Here is a 20,410-nt window from a genome sequence, read left to right on the forward strand (position 1 = left end):
ACGGCGTCGACGGCCGCTGGCCCTCACCCCCACCCTCTCCCGCAAGCGGGAGAGGGAGTCAGAGGGAGGCGGGACCCGACGGGATCGCCGCGATCGACGCGTGGCTCGAGGCAAAGGGCTGGACGTCGTTCCCGTTCCAGCGCCGCGTGTGGGAAGAGATCGGGCGAGGCCGCGGCGGGCTGCTGCATTCGAGCACCGGCAGCGGCAAGACGCTGGCGGTGTGGCTGGGCGCGCTGGCGGCGCTGCGCGACGAAGTCGGCGCCGAAGCGCGTGTCCATGCGGGCAAGTCCATCGCGCCGCCGTTGACGGTGCTGTGGATCACGCCGATGCGCGCGCTGGCCGCCGACACGTTGCGTGCGCTGGAAGCCCCGATGGCGGCCCTGTGTCCCGGCTGGAGCGCGGCGCTGCGCAGCGGCGACACGACGTCCGCTCAGCGGGCCGCGCAGGACCGTCGCCTGCCGACCGTGCTCGTGACGACGCCGGAGAGCCTGTCGCTGCTGCTGTCGCGGGCCGATGCGCGCGATCAGCTCGGTCAGGTGCGGCTGGTCGTCGTCGATGAATGGCACGAGCTGATGGGCAACAAGCGCGGCGTGCAGACGCAGCTCGCGCTGGCGCGGCTGCGCCGCTTCAGGCAGGAGTACTTCGACGGCCGCTGGCCCTCACCCCCCGCCCTCTCCCGCGTTGCGGGAGAGGGAGCCACGGAGCTCGGTGGCGGTTCCTCGAACTCCCTCTCCCGCTTGCGGGAGAGGGCAGGGGTGAGGGCCAGCGGCCGTGGAAGTACGCTGATGATCTGGGGGCTTTCGGCCACGCTCGGCAACCTGCACGAGGCGATGCGGACCCTGCAGGGCACCGCGGCGGCCGCCGCGGACGCCGCGATGGTGCAAGGCGAGACCGACAAGACGCTGGTCATCGACACGCTGCTGCCGGAGACCGCGGAGCGCTTCGCCTGGGCGGGCCACATGGGCCTGCGCATGCTGCCGCAGGTGGTCGAGGCGATCGAGGCCAGCGCGAGCTGCCTGGTCTTCACCAACATGCGCTCGCAGGCCGAGCGCTGGTACCGCGCATTGCTGGAGGCGCGGCCCGACTGGGCCGGCGTGCTGGCGCTGCACCACGGCTCGCTGGACCGCGAGGTGCGGGAGTGGGTGGAGCTCGGCCTCAAGGAAGGCCGCGTGAAGGCCGCGGTCTGCACGTCCAGCCTCGACCTGGGCGTCGACTTCCTGCCGGTGGACCGCGTGCTGCAGATCGGCTCCGCGAAGGGCGTGGCGCGGCTGGTGCAGCGCGCCGGGCGCTCCGGTCACGCGCCGGGCCGGCCGTCGCGGATCACTCTGGTGCCCACGCACAGCCTGGAACTCGTCGAGGCCGCCGCCGCGCGCGAGGCGGTGCGCACCGGCCGGATCGAGGCCCGTCACAGCCCGCGCGAGCCCCTGGACGTGCTGGTCCAGCACCTGGTCACCGTGGCGCTGGGCGGCGGTTTCCGTCCGGAGGACCTGCTCGCGGAGGTCCGCGGCACCGTCGCCTACGAGGCGCTGGGCGAAGCGAACTGGCAGTGGTGCCTGGACTTCGTCCGCCAGGGCGGCCCGTCGCTGACCGCGTACCCGGACTACCACCGCGTCGTGCCCGATGAGGGCGGCCTCTGGCGCGTGCCCGACGCGCGCCTCGCCCGGCGTCATCGCGTCAACATCGGCACCATCGTCAGCGACGCGTCCATCAGCGTGCAGTACCTGAGCGGCGGCAAGCTGGGCAGCGTCGAGGAGAGCTTCATCGCGCGCCTGAAGCCGGGCGACGCGTTCATGTTCAGCGGCCGGCTGCTGGAGCTGGTGCGCGTCGAGCAGATGACGGCGCTTGTGCGCCGCGCCACGGCGGGCCGTGCGGCCTTGCCGCGCTGGAACGGCGGCCGCATGCCGCTGTCGAGCACGCTGGCCGACGCGGTGCTGCGCGAGCTGGCCGCGGCCGACGAGGGCCGCTTCGACTCGCCCGAGATGCAGTGCGTGCGGCCGCTGATCGACATCCAGCGCAGCTGGTCCGGCGTGCCGGGCCCGGACGTGCTGATCGCGGAGACGCTCAAGTCGCGCGAGGGCTGGCACCTCTTCCTCCATCCCTTCGCCGGCCGGCAGGTGCACCTGGGCCTGGCCGGGCTGATCGCCTGGCGCGCGGCGCAGCCCGAGACGGGCACCTTCTCCATCGCGCTGAACGACTACGGCATCGAGCTGCTCAGCGCCAAGCCGATCGACTGGGCGGAGCGTCTGCCGGCGCTGTTGACGCTGCCGTCCATGGAGACGCTGCTGCAGGAGGTGCTCGCGAGCCTGAACGCCACCGAGCTCGCGCGGCGACGCTTCCGCGAGATCGCGCGCATCTCCGGCCTCATCTTCCAGAGCCACCCCGGCGAGCGTCGCAGCAACCGGCAGCTGCAGGCCTCGGCGACCTTGTTCTTCGAGGTGTTCCAGCAGCACGATCCGGGGAACCGGCTGCTGGCGCAGGCGGAGCAGGAACTGCTGACGCAGGAGCTGGACGTGCAGCATCTCGCCGCGGCGCTTGAACGCATGGGACGGCAGACGCTCCAGATCCACGCGCTCAGGAAACCGACGCCGCTGGCGTTCCCGCTGATGGTGGAGCGCTTCCGCGAGAAGCTCAGCAACGAGCCGCTCGGCGACCGCATCGCGCGGATGGTGTCGGAGCTGGAACGCAGCGCCGGCGGCGAGGCGGTCGGCACCGCGCGCGAACCCGCCGAGCGCGCGCTCGCGGTGTTCGCGAAGAAGGATTCGCCGCAGTTCGCCGTCGAGGCGGTGCGGGAGTCGCTCGCGCTGGAGACGCGCGGCGAGGCGTCCGCCAAACGACGCGACAGGCCGCGAGGCCGGCGGGCGGAGAAGGCGGCAGGGCGTCGGTGATGAGGGCGTGGCGATGACCGAAACGAGGCCGCAGGTCGACCCGCCGCCGGGAGCGCTCGCGATGACGCTCGCCGGCGAGCGCGTCTGGCTGCTGCCCGGGCGTGCGCTGTGGTGGCCGGCGACGCGCACGGTCTTCGTCGCCGACGTGCACCTGGGCAAGGCCGCGAGCTTCCGCGCGCTGGGCCAGCCCGTGCCCTCGGGCACGACACGCGACAACCTCGACCGCCTGAGTGCGCTGATCGACGACCTCCGCCCCGCGCGGCTCGTCGTGCTGGGCGACTTCCTCCATGCGGCCGCGGCGCAGCAGCCGCAGGTCCTCGATCCGGTGCACCGGTGGCGCGAGCGGCACGCGGACCTCGCCGGCCTGCTCGTCCGCGGCAATCACGACAGCCGCGCGGGGGATCCGCCGCCGTCGCTGCGTTTCGAGATCGTCGACGAGCCCCACGCGATGGGGCCGTTCGCGGCTTGCCACCATCCGCGCCGCGTGCCCGATGCCTACGTGCTGGCCGGGCATCTGCATCCGGCGACGACGCTGCACGGCCGCGCTCACGAGCGTCATCGGCTGCCGTGCTTCTGCGAGTCCGAGGGGTTGATGATCCTGCCCGCGTTCGGTGCGTTCACCGGCACCACGCAGGCCGGGTTGCCGGAAGGATCACGCTGCCACGCCGTCGGTGGCGGTTCCGTTTGGCCCGCGCCTGGATCCGAATGATGGAAGGGTGCGGTGCGGCCTCGAATTACAGGTTGAACCCACCTACATCGGTGTGGAAGTCGCCGATCTCCGTCCATTCCTTGAGGTCGGCGGGCACGGCGAACCGCGCGGACAGCGCCTTCGCGGCTTCCTCCGCCGACGCAAAGGAGTCCCCCCACGGCATGCTGTCATGTTTCACGCGCCAGCGCCTCGACAGCCGCGGCTTGATCGAGAACGTGCCCTCGGGGCTCTGGAAGATGTACGAGACGGTATCGAGGTCCATGCTGAACTCCGGGTCGGCTCCGGATCGACGACCCTAGCGCATCGAGCGGCAACTGTCATGCCCGCGTCGCCAGAACAGGGCGCGCCGCAGGGTCAAGCGGCGATGGCCACCGGCGGGTCCGCCAGGACAACGCCTCCGGCCGCCCTCACGGCATCGGCCCGCTGCGCGTCGGAGAGGTCGCCGCGGCGCACGGCGTCGTCGAGCAGGCGCAGATGGCTGTCGCTGTGACCGCCGGCCATCGCGGCCGCGCGAACGGATCTCGAGTCGCGGCCGTCGGGTCGTGCCATGAGCAGGCGGGCAGCCGACGCGCCGTCCAGGCGTTCAGCGACCAGGCACTCGTTCAGCAGACGTTCGAAGCTCGTCAACTGGCGCTGTGCGGCGACCCTGCGCCGGGCGGCTTGCCCCTCGGCATCCAGGCGCGAGTATTCCGCCGCCACAGCCCGGGTCAATCCGTCGACATCGACGGTGGCGTCGAGCATCTCGACAAGGTCGGCGTCGGGCAGGACGCCCAGGCGCTTCAGCTCGCCCAATCGCCGGAACAACGCCGAGAGCGGGTCGATGTCGGCATTCGACGCCGCGCGGGCGAGTTCGCTTTGTCTGGTGATCGGCGACCGCGAAAGCAAGCCGTCCCTCAGGCTGGTGCGTGGCAGCAGGTTCTCCTGGATCGCGAGGACCCAGGCGTCCACCAGGGCGAGAAGGGCCGTCGGATCGGGCTCACTCGATTGGCGGCGGAGCGCCAGGTTCCAGGCGGACCATCCCTGCGTGTCAAGTCCGAGCATCAGCTGTGTCGCGTGTTCGCCATCGATCCGCCCTTGACGCCACAGGTCGAGGACTTCGGCGTACCAGCGCGTCAGCGCAGTCGGCGAAGCCAGCTTCGCCGTCCGCTGCGAGAAGGGCGTGCTTCTCGAGGGACGACCGGCGGCGGCCCCCGTGAGGATCCTGCCCAGTTGATCCGCGCTCAAGCCCTGCGGGCCCTGGAGCGCCCGCAGCCGGTCGAGGAACTGTCCGGCCGCGTCGCAGAAGCCGTTTCTGAACACCAACGTCAGACCGTAACCTTCCTCGCCCGCGGTGCCGCCGCCGAGCAGTCGGGTGACCTGATCGGGTGAGAGCCGGCCGTCCCGGAGGGCCGGCGCGATGGCGTCGAGGAAGGCATCCGTGCACCGGGATCTGCTGTCGGCGGCCAACGGGAAGTGATCCTCGGCGCGCCAGAGGATGGACAGGGCCTCGTCCGCCGTCAGTCCCTTGCCGATGCCGCCCAGCACGCCGACCACGACGGCGCGGACCCGGTCTTCGTCGCCGAGGCCGCAGGCCCAGGCCAGGGACCGGTCGTCCAGCCAGTTCCTGGGAACCGACGTCAGACTCTCCAGGACGACCTGCTTGCCGAGTTGGCTGACGTTGCCGGCCACGAGCCCGTGCCGCCATGCGTGGACGCAGGACGTCGCGACCCGCAGGGCGATATCGGGCCGCTCCGTCAGCGCCTGGCGCGCCATCCACCTTGTCATCGCGTCGTCGTCCAGGCGTGCCAGCAATGCGGCGGCCATCGCGGGAGAGCTGATCCGCGAAGCGGGAAAGTCCATGAGTTCATCGATTTCCGATGCCTCGATGACCGTGAGCGCGATACGTTCCCGGGCGTCGTCCGACAGACGATGGCAAAGGCCTCCCGCCTGATCCGCCCGTGCCAGATCAGCCAGGCTCACCGTGGTTTCCGTGCGGCCCGGTCCTGTGGTGCTGACCCACTCGCCGCCTTCGACGCGCAACTGCCGTGACGGCTCACCCGGCAGGTCTGCGGTCACGACATCGGGCTCGGGCGCGCCGCGGGTGGATCGGGCTTCGCGCCACAACGCCCGACCCAGTTGGAATGCGTCGCCGTGCACATGGACCGCGCCGGTCGCCGCGTCCCGCGCGAGGACGCAGTGCTCCGGCACTCGAAATCCCAGCGTGTGCTTCAGGCCGGCCATCCGGATGTTCAGCAGGCTGGCGTCGGCGGGACCTTCGTCCGGACCCGGGGCGCCGATCCTGGACAACAGTTGTCGTGCCAATGCCCGGCAGAGCGCCGCCTCGGTCAGTTGCGGCGCCGCGCGACGCAGGAAGCGCTTGAGCCGCAGATCGTGTTCCGTGGACCAGCCCCAGGATGCCGGCTCCTTCGGAGCGTCGGTCGGTGGCGAGGCGAGTCGCGCATTGGCGGACGACACCAGATAGTCGAGACAGCTGGCTTCAAACGCGCGAGCCGAGGCCTCCTCGTCGGGGAAGCTCCTGATCCTGGGACAGTGCGCGATGTGATCGGCGGCCATCGCGGCAAGCAGGTCGAGGCGGATGCGCGCGAGTTGCCTGGCCAGCGGGGTGGCCTCCGCGATCGGGGAGGGTGCGTGTTCTCGTGGGGAAAGGATCGTCGTCTCGTCGTCGATGACGACGACCAGGGGCTGGGTTGCGGTGTTGAGGGGGTGCATGGGTGTCCTAGCGGCGCGGCGGGCTTGAGTCGACCCTGCGAGGGCCGGGTTCGCGCAGCAGACCGTGGCGTCGTGCCATCGGCTCCAGCGGTTCCGACAGGGTGTGTGAGGTGCGCAAAGCGAATCAACGCTGGCTCCGGCGGCACGTCGCTTGCCGCCTGGCGCCTCAATGACACATCCCTGGCGATTCTTCCGGGCGGGCGGCGCGGACCAAGCGCGCATCGAGTCCGCCGACGACCTCCTCAAGCTCCGCGACCTCGACCAGAAACGCTGGGTCGCGTTGGCCTGTCCCACCCGAGGCCTCGAATTCGACGAGCGCACCCTCGACCTGATCGACCTCGACCGCGACGGACGCATCCGTGCGCCCGAGCTGATCGCCGCCTGCGAGTGGCTAGGCGTGCGCTTGAAGGACTGGCAGCCGCTGCTGCGCGGCGAAGCGCGTCTGGTCCTGTCCTCGCTGGCGGACACCGAGGAAGGCCGCGCGCTGGCGGAGGAGTTCGGGCGCACGCTCGAACTCACGGGTCACGCCGCGCAGGTCGACATCGGCCTGGAGGAGATCCGCGAACGGCAGTCCCATCTGGCCGCCGAGCGGCACAACGGCGACGGCATCGTTCCGGTGGCGGCCGTCGAGGACGCCGCGGATCGTGCGATCGCGCAGCGCATCGGCGAAGCGATGGGCACGGTGGCCGATGCGGGCGGCGAGCCCGGCATCGACGAGACCCGCATCAACGCGTTCTTCGATCAGGCCTCGACGCTGCTCGCCTGGCATCGCGAGGGCGAGGCCGAGGCGGGCTGCGCGGGCCGACGTGCCGCGGCGATGGCGGTGCAGGCCGTGCATGACAAGGTCGAGGACTTCTTCGCGCGCTGCCGGCTGGCGAGTTACGACGCGTCCGCCGCGGCGACGCTCAACGCGACCGATCCCGAGCAGCTGAAGGCGCATGCGACCGGACTGCTGTCGCTGGAGGCCGGCGTGCTCAGGCAGATGCCCATCGCGCCGGTGTCGCCGGGAGCGGCGCTGCCCTTGGACGATCGCGCCAATCCGGCCTGGCGCGGCGCGCTCGCGACCTTGCGCGCGCAGGCCTTGCAGCCCGACTTCGGCGACAGCCTCGACGAGCGCGACTGGCTGGCATTGAAGGACGAGGTGCGCGCCTGCCGGGAATGGCTGCGACGCCAGCCCACCGGGCCGGTCGCGGCGCTCGGTGTCGAGGTCGTGGCCTCGCTCGCCGCCGGACAGCCCGGCGGACATCTGGATGGCGTGCGTGCGCGCCTGCTGAAGCACGTCGAGGACGACCGTGCCGCCGCGCCTCGTCACGCCGCGCTGAACGACCTCGAGAAGCTGCTGCTGCTCCAGCGCGGCCTGTTGCGGCTGGCGCGGAACTTCGTCTCCTTCGAGGACTTCTATGAGGGCCGCGGCGCGGTGTTCCAGGCCGGCACGCTGTTCGTGGACGGCCGCGCCTGCGAGCTGACCGTCGACGTCGCCGATCCCGCCCGACATGCGCCCGTCGCGGGCCTGGCCAAGGCCTATCTGGCGTACTGCGAGTGCGTGCGGCTGAACCAGAAACGCACCATCGTCGCGGTGGTCAGCGCGGGCGATGTGGACTTCCTCTTCGTCGGTCGCAACGGCCTGTTCTACGACCGCGACGGGCACGACTGGGACGCGCGCATCGTCAAGGTGATCGAGAACCCGATCAGCGTCGGGCAGGCCTTCCTGTCGCCGTACAAGAAGCTGGTGCGGCTGGTCGAGGACCATGTGGCCAAGCGCGCCGCGGCGAGCGACTCGACGCAGCAGGGGCGCATGGGGAACCTGGCCGGTCGCATCGCGACGGCGGATCAACCCGCGACGGCGGCAGCGGTGGCGCCTGCGCTACCGGTCGGCGCGGTGGGCGCAGCGGGTACTGGCGGGGCGGCCGGCGCCGCGACGCTGCCCGGCCTCGGACTCCCGGGCCGGCGCGTGGACGTCGGCACCGTCGCGGCGATCGGCGTCGCGCTGGGCAGCATCAGCACGGTGATCGTCGGCGTCTTCGGCCGCTTCGTGGACCTCGGCTGGTGGATCCCGCTGGCGGTGCTGGGCATCGTGCTGTCCATCTCGGGACCGAGCATGCTGATCGCCTGGCTCAAGCTGCGTCAGCGCAGTCTCGGTCCGATCCTGGACGCGAGCGGCTGGGCCATCAACAACCGGATGAAGCTCAGCACCCGGCTGGGCACCGCGCTGACGAAACGTCCGCGGCCGGTGCCGCATGCGGTCACGCTGAGCGATCCCGGCCGCCGTCCTCCTGGGGACGGTCCCGCGAGACATCCTCCGGCCAGTCGGGCTCCTTCCGCGCCTGCGCCTTCCGCTCATCCGCCGTCCGGTCCGCGTCCTTCCGGTCCTCGTCCTTCCGGGGATGCGGCCGCGTGAACAGCGGCAGCACGGCGAGGATGAGCAGCGCCAGCAGCATGCTGAAGACGGCCGTCGCCTCGCGGCCCAGCCCGCAGGCGATGCCGATGGCGGCGGTCATCCAGATGCTGGCGGCGGTGGTCAGGCCGTGGACCTGCTCCTCGTCCTTGAGCTTGAGGATGGCCCCCGCGCCCAGGAAGCCGATGCCGGCGATGACGCCCTGCAGCACCCGGCTCATGTCGGCCAGCGCCATGCCGCCCTGCTGCGGCACCAGCACGAAGAGCGCCGCGCCCAGCGACACCAGCATGTGCGTGCGGATGCCCGCGGCCTTGCCGTGGTGCTCGCGTTCGTAGCCGAGGATCCCGCCCAGCAAGGCCGCCAGCAGCAGGCGCACCGCGATGCGCGTGATCTGCGCGACGTCGGGGACGTCGGAGAACTCGGAGCGCACGGTCTCGACGACCTCGTCAGTCCAGGTGCTCATGTCGACGCTTTCGTTGACGTTTCCTCGCTCGGCTTCGCGACGGGCCCGGTGTCCGCGCCGTTGGCGAGCTTCGCTTCCAGCGCGCTTTCCAGCGCGGCTTCGCGCGCCGCTTCGGCCTCCGCCTCCACCGCGTCGAAGTCGTAGCCCTCGGCGGGATGCAGCTGCCACGCGCCGCCGCCCGTGAGTCGCAGCACGTGGGTGTGATGCTGCAGCACGGCATGGCGGTGGGCGATGCTCACGAGCGTGACGCCGTCGCGGCACAGGCGCTCGTAGAGCCGGCGTTCGTTGCAGCCGTCCAGCGCGCTGGTGGCCTCGTCGAGGATCACCATCTTCGGCGTACGCACCAGCACCCGCGCGAAGGCCAGGCGCTGCTGCTCGCCCATCGACAGCAGCTTCTCCCAGTCCTGCGAGGCGTCCAGCCCGCCCACGCGCTCGGCGAGCTCGGGCAGGCAGACCTCGTCGAGGATGGCGCGCAGCGCGTCGTCGTCCAGCTCGGTGGAGGTGTCCGGATAGATCATCTGGCTGCGCAGCGTGCCGGGCTGCAGGTAGGGGCGCTGCGGAAGGAAGAACACGTCCTCCAGCGGCGGATGTTCGATCGTGCCTTCGCCGCAGCGCCACAGGCCCGCGATCGCGCGCAGCAGCGAGCTCTTGCCGCAACCGCTGACGCCGGTGATGAGCAGGCTCTCGCCGGGCTGGAGCGCGACGTCGAGCTTCTCGACGAGCAGCCGGTCGAACTGCGGCGTGTAGAGCGTCAGCGCGCGCAGCGCGAGCTGGTCGGCGTGTTTCGTCGCGATCTTCTCGCGGGCGCGTTCGTCGCGGGGCTTGCGCTTGTGCATGACCTCGGAGAGCGCGTGCAGCCGGTCGATGCCGGCGACGAAACGGCTCAGGCTCTCGAAGTTGTCGACAATCAGCGAGACGGCGGTCAGCACCGCGGCGAAGGCGCCGGCGGCCTGCACGGCGGCGCCCACCTCGAGGTCGCCCGACAGCACGCGCTCAGCCAGGATCACCGCGGGCACGACCAGCGTGAGCTGGCTGAAGCCGCGCTGGAAGAGGTTGAGCGCGCGTTGCTTGCGGATCAGCTTCCAGTAGTTCTGGTAGACGGACTCGAAGCGGCTCTCGATGTGGGCGCGTTCCTGCGGTTCACCGCGGTAGAACGCGATGGATTCGGCGTTCTCGCGCAGGCGCATGAGGCCGAAGCGGAAGTCGGCCTCGCGGCGCAGCTGCCAGAAGTTGAGCTGGATCAGCGGCGATCCGAAGACGTAGAGCGCGAGGAAGGTGCCCACCGTGGCATAGACGACCAGGAAGGCCACCAGCATCTTGGACAGCGACCACAGCACCGCGCAGAAGGCCACCAGCTGCATCATCGAGCCGATCATCAGCAGCCCGAAGTGGGTGGAGCGGCCGGTGAAGGTGTTGATATCCTCGGAGATGCGCTGGTCGGGGTTGTCGATGTCGCCCGCCGCGCCGGCACCGATCTCGTAGTACTTGCGCCCGTCGAGGTAGCCGTCCAGGAAGCGGCCGGTGAGCCAGCGCCGCCAGTGGTTGGAGAAGGCGTCGCGCATGTAGTAGTAGAAGGCGTACACCGGCACGGCGAAGCCCAGGACGATGAGGCTGTCGCGCACCGCGAGCCAGAAGCGCGAGTGGTTGCGCTCGGCGAGCGCGGAGGTCATCTCCCCGGTCTTGTCGTTGAGCATGACGGCGAGCTGGGTCTCGCACAGCATCAGCACGATCATCAGGAGCAGGAGTCCCCAGGCGGCCTTGCGCTGGTCGCCGAGCCAGTAGGGCCGGGCGATCTGCATGAACTGGCGCCAGGCGGCGCCGGACAGGCGCGGCGGGCGGCGGCGCTTCGCCTTCTTGGGCGTGGCCGGAGGTGCGGACGGCGGCAGGTCCGTCGCAGGGGAGGAGGAGTGAACCATGAGGGTGGGACCCAGTCTGCCGATATGACTCGACAGTAGCTCCGGCGGCTCATGGGGCGGGTAGGACGGGACCTACTGCGGGTGACGGAGGGAGGCGCGAACCGTGCTGGAGGAACGAGCGGCTCAGGCTGCATCACGGCATGAGCTTCGACACCGCGTACGCGAGGCTGCCCGCGGCGGCGGACGAGCTGAGGGCGGCGCGGGCGCACCACTTGAGCAGCCGGAGGTCCGAGGCCTGGCCGCTCATCTTGATGCGATCGTCGACGGTGGCGACCACGGACGCCATCAGCTCCTTCACGTCGATCTTCGTGCGGGCCAGCATCGCGTCGAAGTCTTCGCGCGACTTTTCGCGCATCTTCTGAAGCTCGTCTTTGAAATCGGCACGGGCTTTGCTGAGGTCGGCCCTGAACTCCTTTCGGGATGCATTGAGATCGGCCTTGAATTCGGCGCGACAGCTGGCGAACTCCTTGGCGGACTCCAAGCGTTGATCAGCGAGTTCCTTCTTGAAAATCTCCTGATTCTTCTTGAAGTCCTCCTGATCTTTTCGGATGAGGGCGAAGCCTTCATGCATCTCCTGGCGGAGCTTGTGAGTCTCGGCGGAGAGCAGGTCCAGCCGATACATCACATGATGAAGATCAGGCTGGGCGTTCGGAATCTGCGTGACGTTGGTGATCTGAGGGGCCTGAGGATGCATGCGTCTACTCCTGGACATGCGGTGAGAGGAGCCGCAGATGCTAGGAGTGATCGGCCACAAAGGGCGTGGCGCGAATGCCGAATCTGATGGTTGTTTGACCGGCCTCAAAGAACCTGCTCGCGTCCCTCGCGAGGGGGATTACAGGCGCAACGAAGGGGGTCAGGCTGCGGCGATCTTCGCCAGCGACTTGCGGATCGCGGCCGCGTCGCGCAGGCGCTGCGCGGAGCCGTCGGCGTCCAGCAGGATGACCGTGATGGTCTGGCCGCCGCTCTTCATCCGCATGGCCAGGCAGCGCCCGGCTTCTTCGGTGTAGCCGGTCTTGGACAGGCGGATGTCCCAGCCCTTGGCGCCGACCAAGTGGTTGGTGTTGCGCAGCTCGCGCGGGCGGCCGTTGACCTCGACCTCGCTGGACTTGTCGCTGCTGATGCGCGCAATGACCGCGTACTTCGAGGCGGCCGCGGCGATGCGCGCGACCTCGGCGGCCGTCGAGGTGTTGTTGGGCGACAGGCCCGTCGGATCGGCCAGCGACGTGTGCGACAGGCCCAGCGCGCGGATCTTGGCGACCACCGCCGCCTCGTAGGCCGGGAGGCCACCGGGGAAGTGGCGGGCCAGCGCCGACGCGGCGCGATTTTCTGACGAGATCAGCGCCAGCTCCAGCGCCGCTTCTCTGCTCATCGTGGCGCCGACGCGCACGCGCGACTTGCTGTGCTTGAGGCGGTCGACGTCGGCATCGTCGATCTTGATGTCCTCGTTCATGTCCTGCTTCGCGTCCAGCACGACCATCGCCGTCATCAGCTTGGTCAGCGAGGCGATGGGCACGACGGTGTCCGGCTCCTTGGACATCAGCACGCGGCCCGTGTCGTCGACGACCAGCATGTGGCGGGCGTTGACGGGCAGCTTCATCAGCGGTTCGTCGGACGGCGAGGGCGCGACGACAGTGCCGGGCGACTTGGCAATCAGCGGCGAGGACGCCGTCGGCGCCGGCTCGGGAGTGCCGGCCGACGCGGCCGGTGCCGGCGTCAGGACGCCGTTGGGGCTGATGGCCGCGGTCGTGGGTGCGGTGGTGGGGACGACGACCTCGGGATCGTCGCTGGCGGCCTGCACGATCAGGCTGCCGCAGGTGAGGATCAGCGCCGGCAGCGCGAGCTTCCAGTTGGTGTGGGCAAGGGTGCGGAGAACGGTGTCGCGGATCGTCACGGCGGTCGGGCTGGGCTGGCGGGCTGGGTCCGGGAGGTGGTCCGGAGACCTTCCGGAAAATGCGGGGTCAGGGTTTGACCGTCACGAAGTTTAAGTTGTTCGCGACGGACCGCCATCCGGGCTTGCCGTAACGTGCGTTACGCGCGCGAGTGGCATGCCCTTCACGAGCTCAGCGTGCGCGATCCTGCATCGGTCCAGGCAAAGCGCTCCTTCAATGCACGTCGCTGACGGCGGAACCATCCGAGCAGGCCATCGCCGTCGATCAGATCCTGGATCCTCAGTTTCCGGTCCCGCTCGAATGAAGCGAGGGTGGCTGGATCGATGACATCGGAGAGGATGACGTCGATCTTGATCACCTTGTCATGTACCAGATCGAAAAGGCGCTCGACGGCATACGAAACGTGCTGCGCCTGCCAAATTTCGCGCCCGCGGGAGTCCTGGATAGCGAGCACGTGCAAGAAGTTGTCGGTGCTTCCGAACCTCGGGGTGGGAGGGGATATCGGCCTTTCACGGTAAAGCGCGAGCTGGATTCCCTTATGCACCGCCATGAAATGCCACGGCTGCGATGGTTGGATGCCCGGGGGAGGAGAAGGCGGCTCCACGATCCGCCATTCGATGGCGCTGGCCTCGGTCAGGCTTTGCAGAGTAGCGACAAATGCCTGAGTCTTGTTGTCTGCGTAATGGATCATTTCCAGTCCAGTGCAAGTGAGGTTTGGAAGACGCCGGTCTCTGCAGCCTTGAGTGCGCCCAATGTCTTTCCCAGGTCGAGCGCATGGCAACGCGGTGTACTGTCGAGTTGGACACGGGCGGCCTTCACGGCAAGGATCGCTTCGTTGACGGGTGCTCGGGAGCGGCTCGGCATCAGTTCCCCAGCGGTGGCAAGCAGCGTGGCGATGCCCCCGAACATCTGGTGCAGATCCTGACGCGTGGTGCCGGCAGCTTTCGATGCCTTGTCGAGCTCCTTGCGTGAAGCGCATATTTCGTCAGCCAGGCCGGGCAATCGCGCCTTCGCTTGAAACGACAGCCGCACGCTCCTCACCTGCCACCAGACGACGATCGTGATCGCGAAGCCGATCAGACCGACGAGTGTGTTGAGATCCTGGATCCACTGCGGGATCAGGCTGGGCGGACAGGCCGCGAGGAGGGCGGCAACCGCTGTGGCAAGGGCGGGAGACTGCATGCCTTCATGCTATGAGCGCTCTGCCGCGCCGCGATGCACCCAGTTGCACCTCTGCGACGAACGCGAAGGGTGCGCACCAATGAGGGATTGAATCGATCGCGGCGGGGGATGTGTCCCGCCTGATGGGGGAGCTCAGTCCCAGGCCTTGCGCAGCTTCGCGGCGACATCCATCGCCGGTTTCACGAGCTCCGGCAACGGCGCCTGCGCCTGATTGGCCGGGCCGACCTTCTCGAAGTGGCGCACCACCTTGCCGGGCAGGAAGCGCGACACGCTCGCATAGAGGTGCCGGTCGCCGTTGCGCGTCTGCTGCGTCACGTAGAAGCGCTGCGGCACCATCACCGCAAGGTGGTCCTTCGCCCGCGTCATCGCGACGTAGAGCAGCCGCCGTTCTTCCTCGATCTGCGCCTGCGCGCCCGTGCTCAAGTCCGACGGCATGCAGCCGTCCACGCAGTTCAGCAGGTACACCGCGTTCCACTCCTGGCCCTTGGCGGAATGGATCGTCGACAGGATCAGGTAGTCCTCATCCTTCGACGGCACGCCCGACTCGTCGCTGCTCGCGTCGGGCGGGTCCAGCGTCAGCTCGGTCAGGAAACGCTCCCGCGAGCCGTAGCCCTGCGCGATGCGCGTGATCTGCTCCAGGTCGGACAGGCGCACCGGCGCGTCGTCGTACAGCCGCTCCAGATGCGGCGCGTACCACTGCACCGCTTCTTCGAGATCCATCGGCCAGCTCGACCCCGAGATCAGTTGCAGCACCAGGTCGCGCAACGCGGCCCATGACGCGGACGCTGCGCGTGGCGCTTCGAAATCACGCAGCGCCTGCGCGGGATCCGCCGACGGTGACATCGCATCGAGCAGGCGTCTCGCGCTCGCCGGGCCGAAGCCCGGCAGCAGCTGCGCCACGCGGAAACCGGCGAGTCGACCGCGCGGGTTCTCCGCCCAGCGCAGCACGCTCAGCACGTCCTTCACATGCGTGCTCTCGAGGAACTTCAGTCCGCCGAACTTGACGAACGGGATGTTGCGCCGCGTCAGCTCCAGCTCCAATGGCGCGGCGTGACTCGAGGTCCGGAACAGCACCGCCTGGCGCGTCAGCTTCAGGCCCTGCTCGCGGCGCTCCAGCACCTTGTCGGCGACCCATTGCGCCTGCCGCGCCTCGTCGTCGACGGTGACCAGATGCGGCAGCTCGCTCGAGACCTTGTCGGTCCACAGGCGCTTCTCGTGGCGCTCGCGCGCCATCGCGATCACGGCGTTCGACGCGTCCAGGATGGTCTGCGTCGAGCGGTAGTTGCGCTCCAGCGCGACCACGCGCGCGGGCGGGTCGAACTGCGCGGGGAACTCCAGGATGTTCTTCACCTCCGCCGCGCGGAACGAGTAGATCGCCTGCGCGTCGTCCCCGACCACCGTCAAGCGGTCGCCGCGCGGCTTGAGCCGCTTCAGGATCGTCGCCTGCAACCGGTTGGTGTCCTGGTACTCGTCGACCAGCACGTGCTGGAAGCGCTCGCCGAGCTCGGCCGCGAGCGTGTCGTCGCTCATCAGCTCCGACCAGTAGAGCAGCAGGTCGTCGTAGTCGAGCAGCTGCTGGTGCTGCTTCTCCTCGACGTAGGCCTTGAACAGGCGCTTGAGCTCGTCATGCACCGCGAAGCACCACGGAAAGTGCTCCTGCAGGACCTGATCCAATCGCGCCTCGCTGTTGACGACGCGCGAGTAGATGTTGAGACAGGTCCCCTTCATCGGGAAGCGGTCGGTCGTCTCGGCCAGGCCGAGCGCCTGGCGCTGCAGGCCCATCAGGTCCTCGGCGTCGGCGCGGTCGAGGATGGTGAAGTTGGGCGCGAGGCCGATGCGATGGGCGTACTCGCGCAGCAGGCGCGCGCCGACGCTGTGGAAGGTGCCGGCCCACGGGAAGCGCGGCGGCGCCTGCGTCGAGGCCAGGCCCAGCGCGCGATGCAGCACACGACCGGCGCGGCGCTCCATCTCGCCGGCGGCACGGCGGGAGAACGTCAGCAGCAGCAGCCGTTGAGGATCGGCGCCGGACTGGATGAGCCGCGCCACGCGCGAGGCCAGCGTCTTGGTCTTGCCCGATCCCGCGCCGGCGATCACCAGCAGCGGCCTGTGCCCGTCCTGCGACGTCTCGCCGAGGCCGTGCTCCACCGCGGAGCGCTGCTCGGGGTTGAGGTCGGCGAAGACGTCGTTCTGCGTGTCGGCGAGGGCAGCGGGGCACATGGCCGCGATCATAGCTGTATGCATCAACAGTGATTCGACGTGTGCCGCGAGCCTCTGTACTGCCCCCGCCGCTGGCCCTCACCCCAACCCTCTCCCGCAAGCGGGAGAGGGAGTAAGAAGGGCGCCAATTGGACTCCCTCTCCCGCACCGCGGGAGAGGGCGGGGGTGAGGGCTGCGGTCTTCGCAGGAGGGCCTTCGGTCAGGGGGCACATGGCTTGCCGGGATCGGAGCAGACTTGCTTTGCACTCTTCGATCCCATGCTCCAGATCCTCGTCATCTTCAGCGCGCTGTCCATGCCTCTCGTGGCTTGGGCGTCCCAACGGGGCGTCTTCGGCCCCGACAACGGCGCGATCTCCGACCGTTTCCCCACGCTGCTCGTGGCCGATGGCTACGCGTTCTCGATCTGGGGGGTGATCTTCCTGCTCGACCTTGTCTTCGCTGCCTGGCTGCTGCGCGGCCAGCCGGTCCCGGACCGGGAAGGGCACCGCGATTCCCATCGCTGCCACTGGCTGGTCGTCATCGGCTTCGCGCTGACCGCGAGCTGGATGATCGTGTTCTCGCAGCAGTGGTTCGGGCTGGCGCTCGCCGTCATCTGGGCCGCGCTGGCGAGCCTGCTGTGGGCGCTGATGCTGGTCGCGCGCGCGATGCCGCGCGGCGCGCAGTCATGGCTCGCCGTGTTCCCGCTCGCGCTGCATGCGGGATGGCTGTCGCTGACGGCGTTCCTGGACACCGCGCAGACCGTCGTCGCTTCGCAGGTGTTGCCCACGCAGGACCAGTTGCCCTGGACCCTCGTGCTGTGGGCGCTTGCCGCGTTGCTGCTGCTCGTCGCGAACGCGCGCCTGCATGCGCCGGGCACCGGCCCCGCGGCGCTCGGGTATGCGGGCGCCGCGGTGTGGGGCCTGATCGGCGTCTACGTGAAGCAGACCGCCTCGCCGATGACCGGCTCCGACGGTTCCGCCTGGATCGCGCTGGTGCTCGCCGCGGTGCTCGCGGCGCAGACGATCTGGCTGCGGGTGAGGCCGCTGGGCCCCACCGGCGGGAGCCGCCCGCTCAAGCCAGGCGGCGCTCGTCCTTCGCATCGAACAGGTGGGCAGACTCCGCCGCCCATTGCAGGCGAACCGCGTCACCGACATTGAGGTGGGGGTTGCCCGAGACGCGCGCCGTCATCGGACCGCTCGGCGTGTCCACCAGCAGGTAGGTCTCCGGGCCGGTGGGCTCGCTCATCTTCAGCACGCCCGGCATGCCGCCCGCGCCGTCGGTCGTGTCGGCCAGCCGGATGTGTTCCGGACGCACGCCGTAGAGCACGCCGCCCGCCGCGTCGATCGAGGTCTGCTGAGCCGCGTTCACCGGCAGGGTCACGCCTTGCGCGGCGAGCGCGCCGCCGCCGTTGCGCTCCGCGCTGACGAAGTTCATCGTCGGTGAGCCGATGAACTCGGCCACGAAGCGGTTGGCCGGCCGCGTGTAGATCTCTTCCGGCGTGCCGAACTGCTGCACCAGCCCGTCGCGCATCACCGCGATGCGGTCGCCCAGCGTCATCGCCTCGACCTGGTCGTGGGTGACGTAGACCGTCGTCGTCTTCGTGCGCTGGTGCAGCAGCTTGATCTCCGCGCGCATCTCGATGCGCAGCTTCGCGTCCAGGTTGGACAGCGGCTCGTCGAACAGGAACAGCTTCGGATCGCGCGCCAGCGCGCGCCCCATCGCCACACGCTGCCGCTGGCCGCCCGACAGCTGGCCCGGCTTGCGATCGAGCAGATGGTCGATCTGCAGCATCTTCGCCACGCGCTGCACCGTGGTCTCGCGCTGCGCCTTCGGCACCTTGCGCATCTCCAGCCCGAAGGCGATGTTCTGCGCGACGTTCATGTTCGGATAGAGCGCGTAGCTCTGGAACACCATCGCGATGTCGCGGTCCTTGCTCGGCAGGTAGGTGACGTCCCGGTCGCCGATGTGGATCGCGCCCGAGGTCGGGTGCTCCAGGCCGGCGATCATCGCCAGCAGCGTCGATTTGCCGCAGCCCGACGGGCCGACCAGGATGAGGAATTCGCCGGCCTCGATCGACAGGTCGATGCCCTTGAGGATGTCGGCCGATCCGTAGCTCTTGCGGACTTGAGAAATGGCGAGCGCGCCCATGCTTGACTCCTTAACCCTTGACGGCGCCGGCGGTGAGCCCACGCACGAAATACTTGCCCGCGACCACATAGACCACGAGCGTCGGCAGCGCGGCGATCAGCGCCGCGGCCATGTCCACGTTGTATTCCTTGACCGAGCTGGACGTGTTGGCCAGGTTGTTCAGCCCAACCGTGATCGGCTTGCTGTCGGCCCCGGAGAACACCACCCCGTACAGGAAGTCGTTCCAGATCGAGGTGAACTGCCAGATCAGCGTCACCACGAGGATGGGCGTCGACAGCGGCACCACGATGCGCCAGAAGATCTGGAAGAAGTTGGCGCCGTCCAGCGTCGCCGCCTTGATCAGCTCGTCGGGCAGGCCGGCGTAGTAGTTGCGGAAGAACAGCGTGGTGGACGGCATGCCGGCCAGGATGTGGACCAGGATCAGGCCCCACACGGAGCTCGCGATGCCCAGCGTGCCCAGCACCTGGCTCATCGGCAGCAGCACGACCTGCATCGGCATGAACACGCCGAACAGCAGCAGCCCGAACAGCAGCTCGCTGCCGCGGAAGCGCCACTTGGTCAGCACGTAGCCGTTGATCGCGCCCAGCGCGGTGGAGATCAGCACCGCCGGCACGACCATCAGCACCGAGTTCATGAAGAAGGGCTTCAGCCCGCCGCAGTCGGTGCCGGTGCAGGCGCTGTGCCAGGCCTTGGACCAGGCGTCCAGCGAGGGCGCCAGCGGCACCGACAGCAGCGTGCCGTTGCGCACTTCATCCATGCCCTTGAGCGAGGTGCTGACCATCACGTACAGCGGCAGCAGGAAGAAGAAGGCGAAGACCAGCAGCACGGCCCACAGCAGCACGCGCTGCACGGTGAGGCTGCGCGCGCTCGCCGGGCCGGAGGCCGGCGGGCGGGAAGGGGAACGGGAAGGGGAGGAGGAGGTGAGGGTACTCATCACGGCGCTCGCTTCACTGCTTCGAGCGGAGCTCGGAATAGAGGTAGGGCACGACGATGGCCGCGATCGTGGCCAGCATCACCGTGGCGCTGGCCGCGCCCAGGCCGATCTGGCCGCGCGAGAACGCCATCGTGTACATGAAGGTCGCCGGCAGGTCGGTGGCGTAGCCGGGGCCGCCCGCGGTCAGCGCCATCACGAGGTCGAAGCTCTTGATGGCGATGTGCGCCACGACCATCAGCGTCGAGAAGAACACCGGCCGCAGCGTCGGGATGATGATGCGCCAGTAGATGCGCGGCAGCGAGGCGCCGTCGACCTGCGCGGCCTTGATGATGGAATCGTCGATGCCGCGCAGTCCCGCCAGGAACAGCGCCATCACGAAGCCCGCCGACTGCCACACACCGGCGATGACGACGCAGTAGATGGCCATGTCGGGGTCGACCAGCCAGCCGAAGCTGAAGTTCTCGAAGCCCCATTGCTGCATCAGGTGCTCGATGCCGAGACCCGGGTTGAGGATCCACTTCCACGCCGTGCCGGTCACGATGAAGGACAGCGCCATCGGGTACAGGTACACCGTGCGCAGCACGCCTTCGCCGCGGATCTTCTGGTCCAGCAGGATGGCCAGCAGCAGGCCCACGGCCATCGCGCCGCCGATGAACAGCGCGCCGAAGATGCCCAGGTTGGTCAGGGCCAGCCACCAGCGCTCGTTGTCGAACAGCGCGCGGTACTGGTCCAGGCCGACGAACTCGTAGTTCGGCAGCAGCCGCGACGCGGACAGCGACAGATAGCCGTTCCACGCCATCAGGCCGTAGATGAAGAGGAAGGAGACGAGGAAGGTCGGCGCGACCACCAGCTTGGGAAGCCAGGGACTGCGGGGGGCTCGGGAAGCGGACATGCGTGGGAGCGGACCTGAGGACGCGCCGCGGGCGGCGCGTCGGGGGAAACGGAGCGGGGGCGGTCCAGCCGGTGCGGCGGGTCCGCCCCCTC

15 protein-coding genes are annotated in these 20,410 nt (G+C 69.3%); 3 read left to right on the forward strand and 12 right to left on the reverse strand.

Annotated elements, in window-relative coordinates; translation table 11 throughout:
* Nucleotides 1–83 precede the first annotated feature (83 nt).
* Both ABE85_RS03770 and pdeM read left to right on the forward strand, forming a co-directional pair.
* Nucleotides 84–2,885: a DEAD/DEAH box helicase gene (locus ABE85_RS03770; RefSeq protein WP_082938969.1), complete on the forward strand. Its 2,802-nt coding sequence runs from the start codon at nucleotides 84–86 to the stop codon at nucleotides 2,883–2,885.
* A gap of 13 nt (nucleotides 2,886–2,898) precedes the next feature.
* Nucleotides 2,899–3,594, forward strand: coding sequence for a ligase-associated DNA damage response endonuclease PdeM (gene pdeM, locus ABE85_RS03775; RefSeq protein WP_067270134.1), 696 nt, complete (start codon nucleotides 2,899–2,901; stop codon nucleotides 3,592–3,594).
* A gap of 25 nt (nucleotides 3,595–3,619) precedes the next feature.
* On the opposite strand, the gene ABE85_RS03780 is transcribed toward pdeM, so the two are convergent.
* The 9 genes from ABE85_RS03780 to ABE85_RS03825 all read right to left on the reverse strand — a co-directional run bounded on the left by ABE85_RS03780 (nucleotide 3,620) and on the right by ABE85_RS03825 (nucleotide 16,365).
* Nucleotides 3,620–3,856: a hypothetical protein gene (locus ABE85_RS03780; RefSeq protein WP_067270136.1), complete on the reverse strand. Its 237-nt coding sequence runs from the start codon at nucleotides 3,854–3,856 to the stop codon at nucleotides 3,620–3,622.
* A 92-nt stretch (nucleotides 3,857–3,948) separates the two neighbouring features.
* Entirely contained in the window at nucleotides 3,949–6,525 is a 2,577-nt protein-coding gene (locus ABE85_RS03785; RefSeq protein ID WP_157521908.1) for a hypothetical protein, read from the reverse strand.
* A 2,021-nt stretch (nucleotides 6,526–8,546) separates the two neighbouring features.
* Nucleotides 8,547–9,161, reverse strand: coding sequence for an MgtC/SapB family protein (locus tag ABE85_RS03795; RefSeq protein WP_082938294.1), 615 nt, complete (start codon nucleotides 9,159–9,161; stop codon nucleotides 8,547–8,549).
* A complete protein-coding gene (locus ABE85_RS03800; protein WP_197507335.1) occupies nucleotides 9,158–10,960 on the reverse strand; it encodes an ABC transporter ATP-binding protein/permease in 1,803 nt (600 codons plus the stop codon). The genes ABE85_RS03795 and ABE85_RS03800 overlap by 4 nt, the downstream gene beginning before the upstream one ends.
* Before the next feature lie 250 nt (nucleotides 10,961–11,210).
* Complete coding sequence (locus ABE85_RS03805) at nucleotides 11,211–11,771, reverse strand: hypothetical protein (RefSeq protein ID WP_067270142.1); 561 nt, start codon at nucleotides 11,769–11,771, stop codon at nucleotides 11,211–11,213.
* A gap of 159 nt (nucleotides 11,772–11,930) precedes the next feature.
* Nucleotides 11,931–12,968 (reverse strand): serine hydrolase, encoded by a 1,038-nt coding sequence (locus tag ABE85_RS03810; protein WP_157521910.1) that lies wholly within the window; start codon nucleotides 12,966–12,968, stop codon nucleotides 11,931–11,933.
* Between the two features lie 161 nt (nucleotides 12,969–13,129).
* A complete protein-coding gene (locus ABE85_RS03815) occupies nucleotides 13,130–13,657 on the reverse strand; it encodes a hypothetical protein (RefSeq protein ID WP_067270144.1) in 528 nt (175 codons plus the stop codon).
* Complete coding sequence (locus tag ABE85_RS03820; RefSeq protein WP_067270146.1) at nucleotides 13,654–14,148, reverse strand: hypothetical protein; 495 nt, start codon at nucleotides 14,146–14,148, stop codon at nucleotides 13,654–13,656. Before ABE85_RS03820 ends, ABE85_RS03815 begins: the two co-directional genes overlap by 4 nt.
* Before the next feature lie 132 nt (nucleotides 14,149–14,280).
* Entirely contained in the window at nucleotides 14,281–16,365 is a 2,085-nt protein-coding gene (locus ABE85_RS03825) for an ATP-dependent helicase (protein WP_231993223.1), read from the reverse strand.
* Nucleotides 16,366–16,622: 257 nt separating this feature from the next.
* Between ABE85_RS03825 and ABE85_RS03830 the strand changes: the two genes are divergently transcribed.
* Complete coding sequence (locus ABE85_RS03830; RefSeq protein WP_067270151.1) at nucleotides 16,623–17,501, forward strand: hypothetical protein; 879 nt, start codon at nucleotides 16,623–16,625, stop codon at nucleotides 17,499–17,501.
* On the opposite strand, the gene ABE85_RS03835 is transcribed toward ABE85_RS03830, so the two are convergent.
* Genes ABE85_RS03835 through ABE85_RS03845 form a run of 3 tightly spaced genes read right to left on the reverse strand, consistent with a single transcriptional unit; the run spans nucleotide 17,416 to nucleotide 20,318 of the window.
* Entirely contained in the window at nucleotides 17,416–18,561 is a 1,146-nt protein-coding gene (locus tag ABE85_RS03835) for an ABC transporter ATP-binding protein (RefSeq protein ID WP_409072572.1), read from the reverse strand. The genes ABE85_RS03830 and ABE85_RS03835 overlap by 86 nt on opposite strands.
* Entirely contained in the window at nucleotides 18,503–19,426 is a 924-nt protein-coding gene (locus ABE85_RS03840; protein ID WP_082938297.1) for a carbohydrate ABC transporter permease, read from the reverse strand. The genes ABE85_RS03835 and ABE85_RS03840 overlap by 59 nt, the downstream gene beginning before the upstream one ends.
* Before the next feature lie 13 nt (nucleotides 19,427–19,439).
* The gene (locus tag ABE85_RS03845) at nucleotides 19,440–20,318 is read right to left on the reverse strand and encodes a carbohydrate ABC transporter permease (RefSeq protein WP_067270156.1); all 879 of its coding nucleotides are present in this window, start codon (nucleotides 20,316–20,318) and stop codon (nucleotides 19,440–19,442) included.
* Between the last annotated feature and the right edge of the window lie 92 nt (nucleotides 20,319–20,410).

This window comes from Mitsuaria sp. 7, from assembly GCF_001653795.1.
Lineage (GTDB): Bacteria > Pseudomonadota > Gammaproteobacteria > Burkholderiales > Burkholderiaceae_C > Roseateles.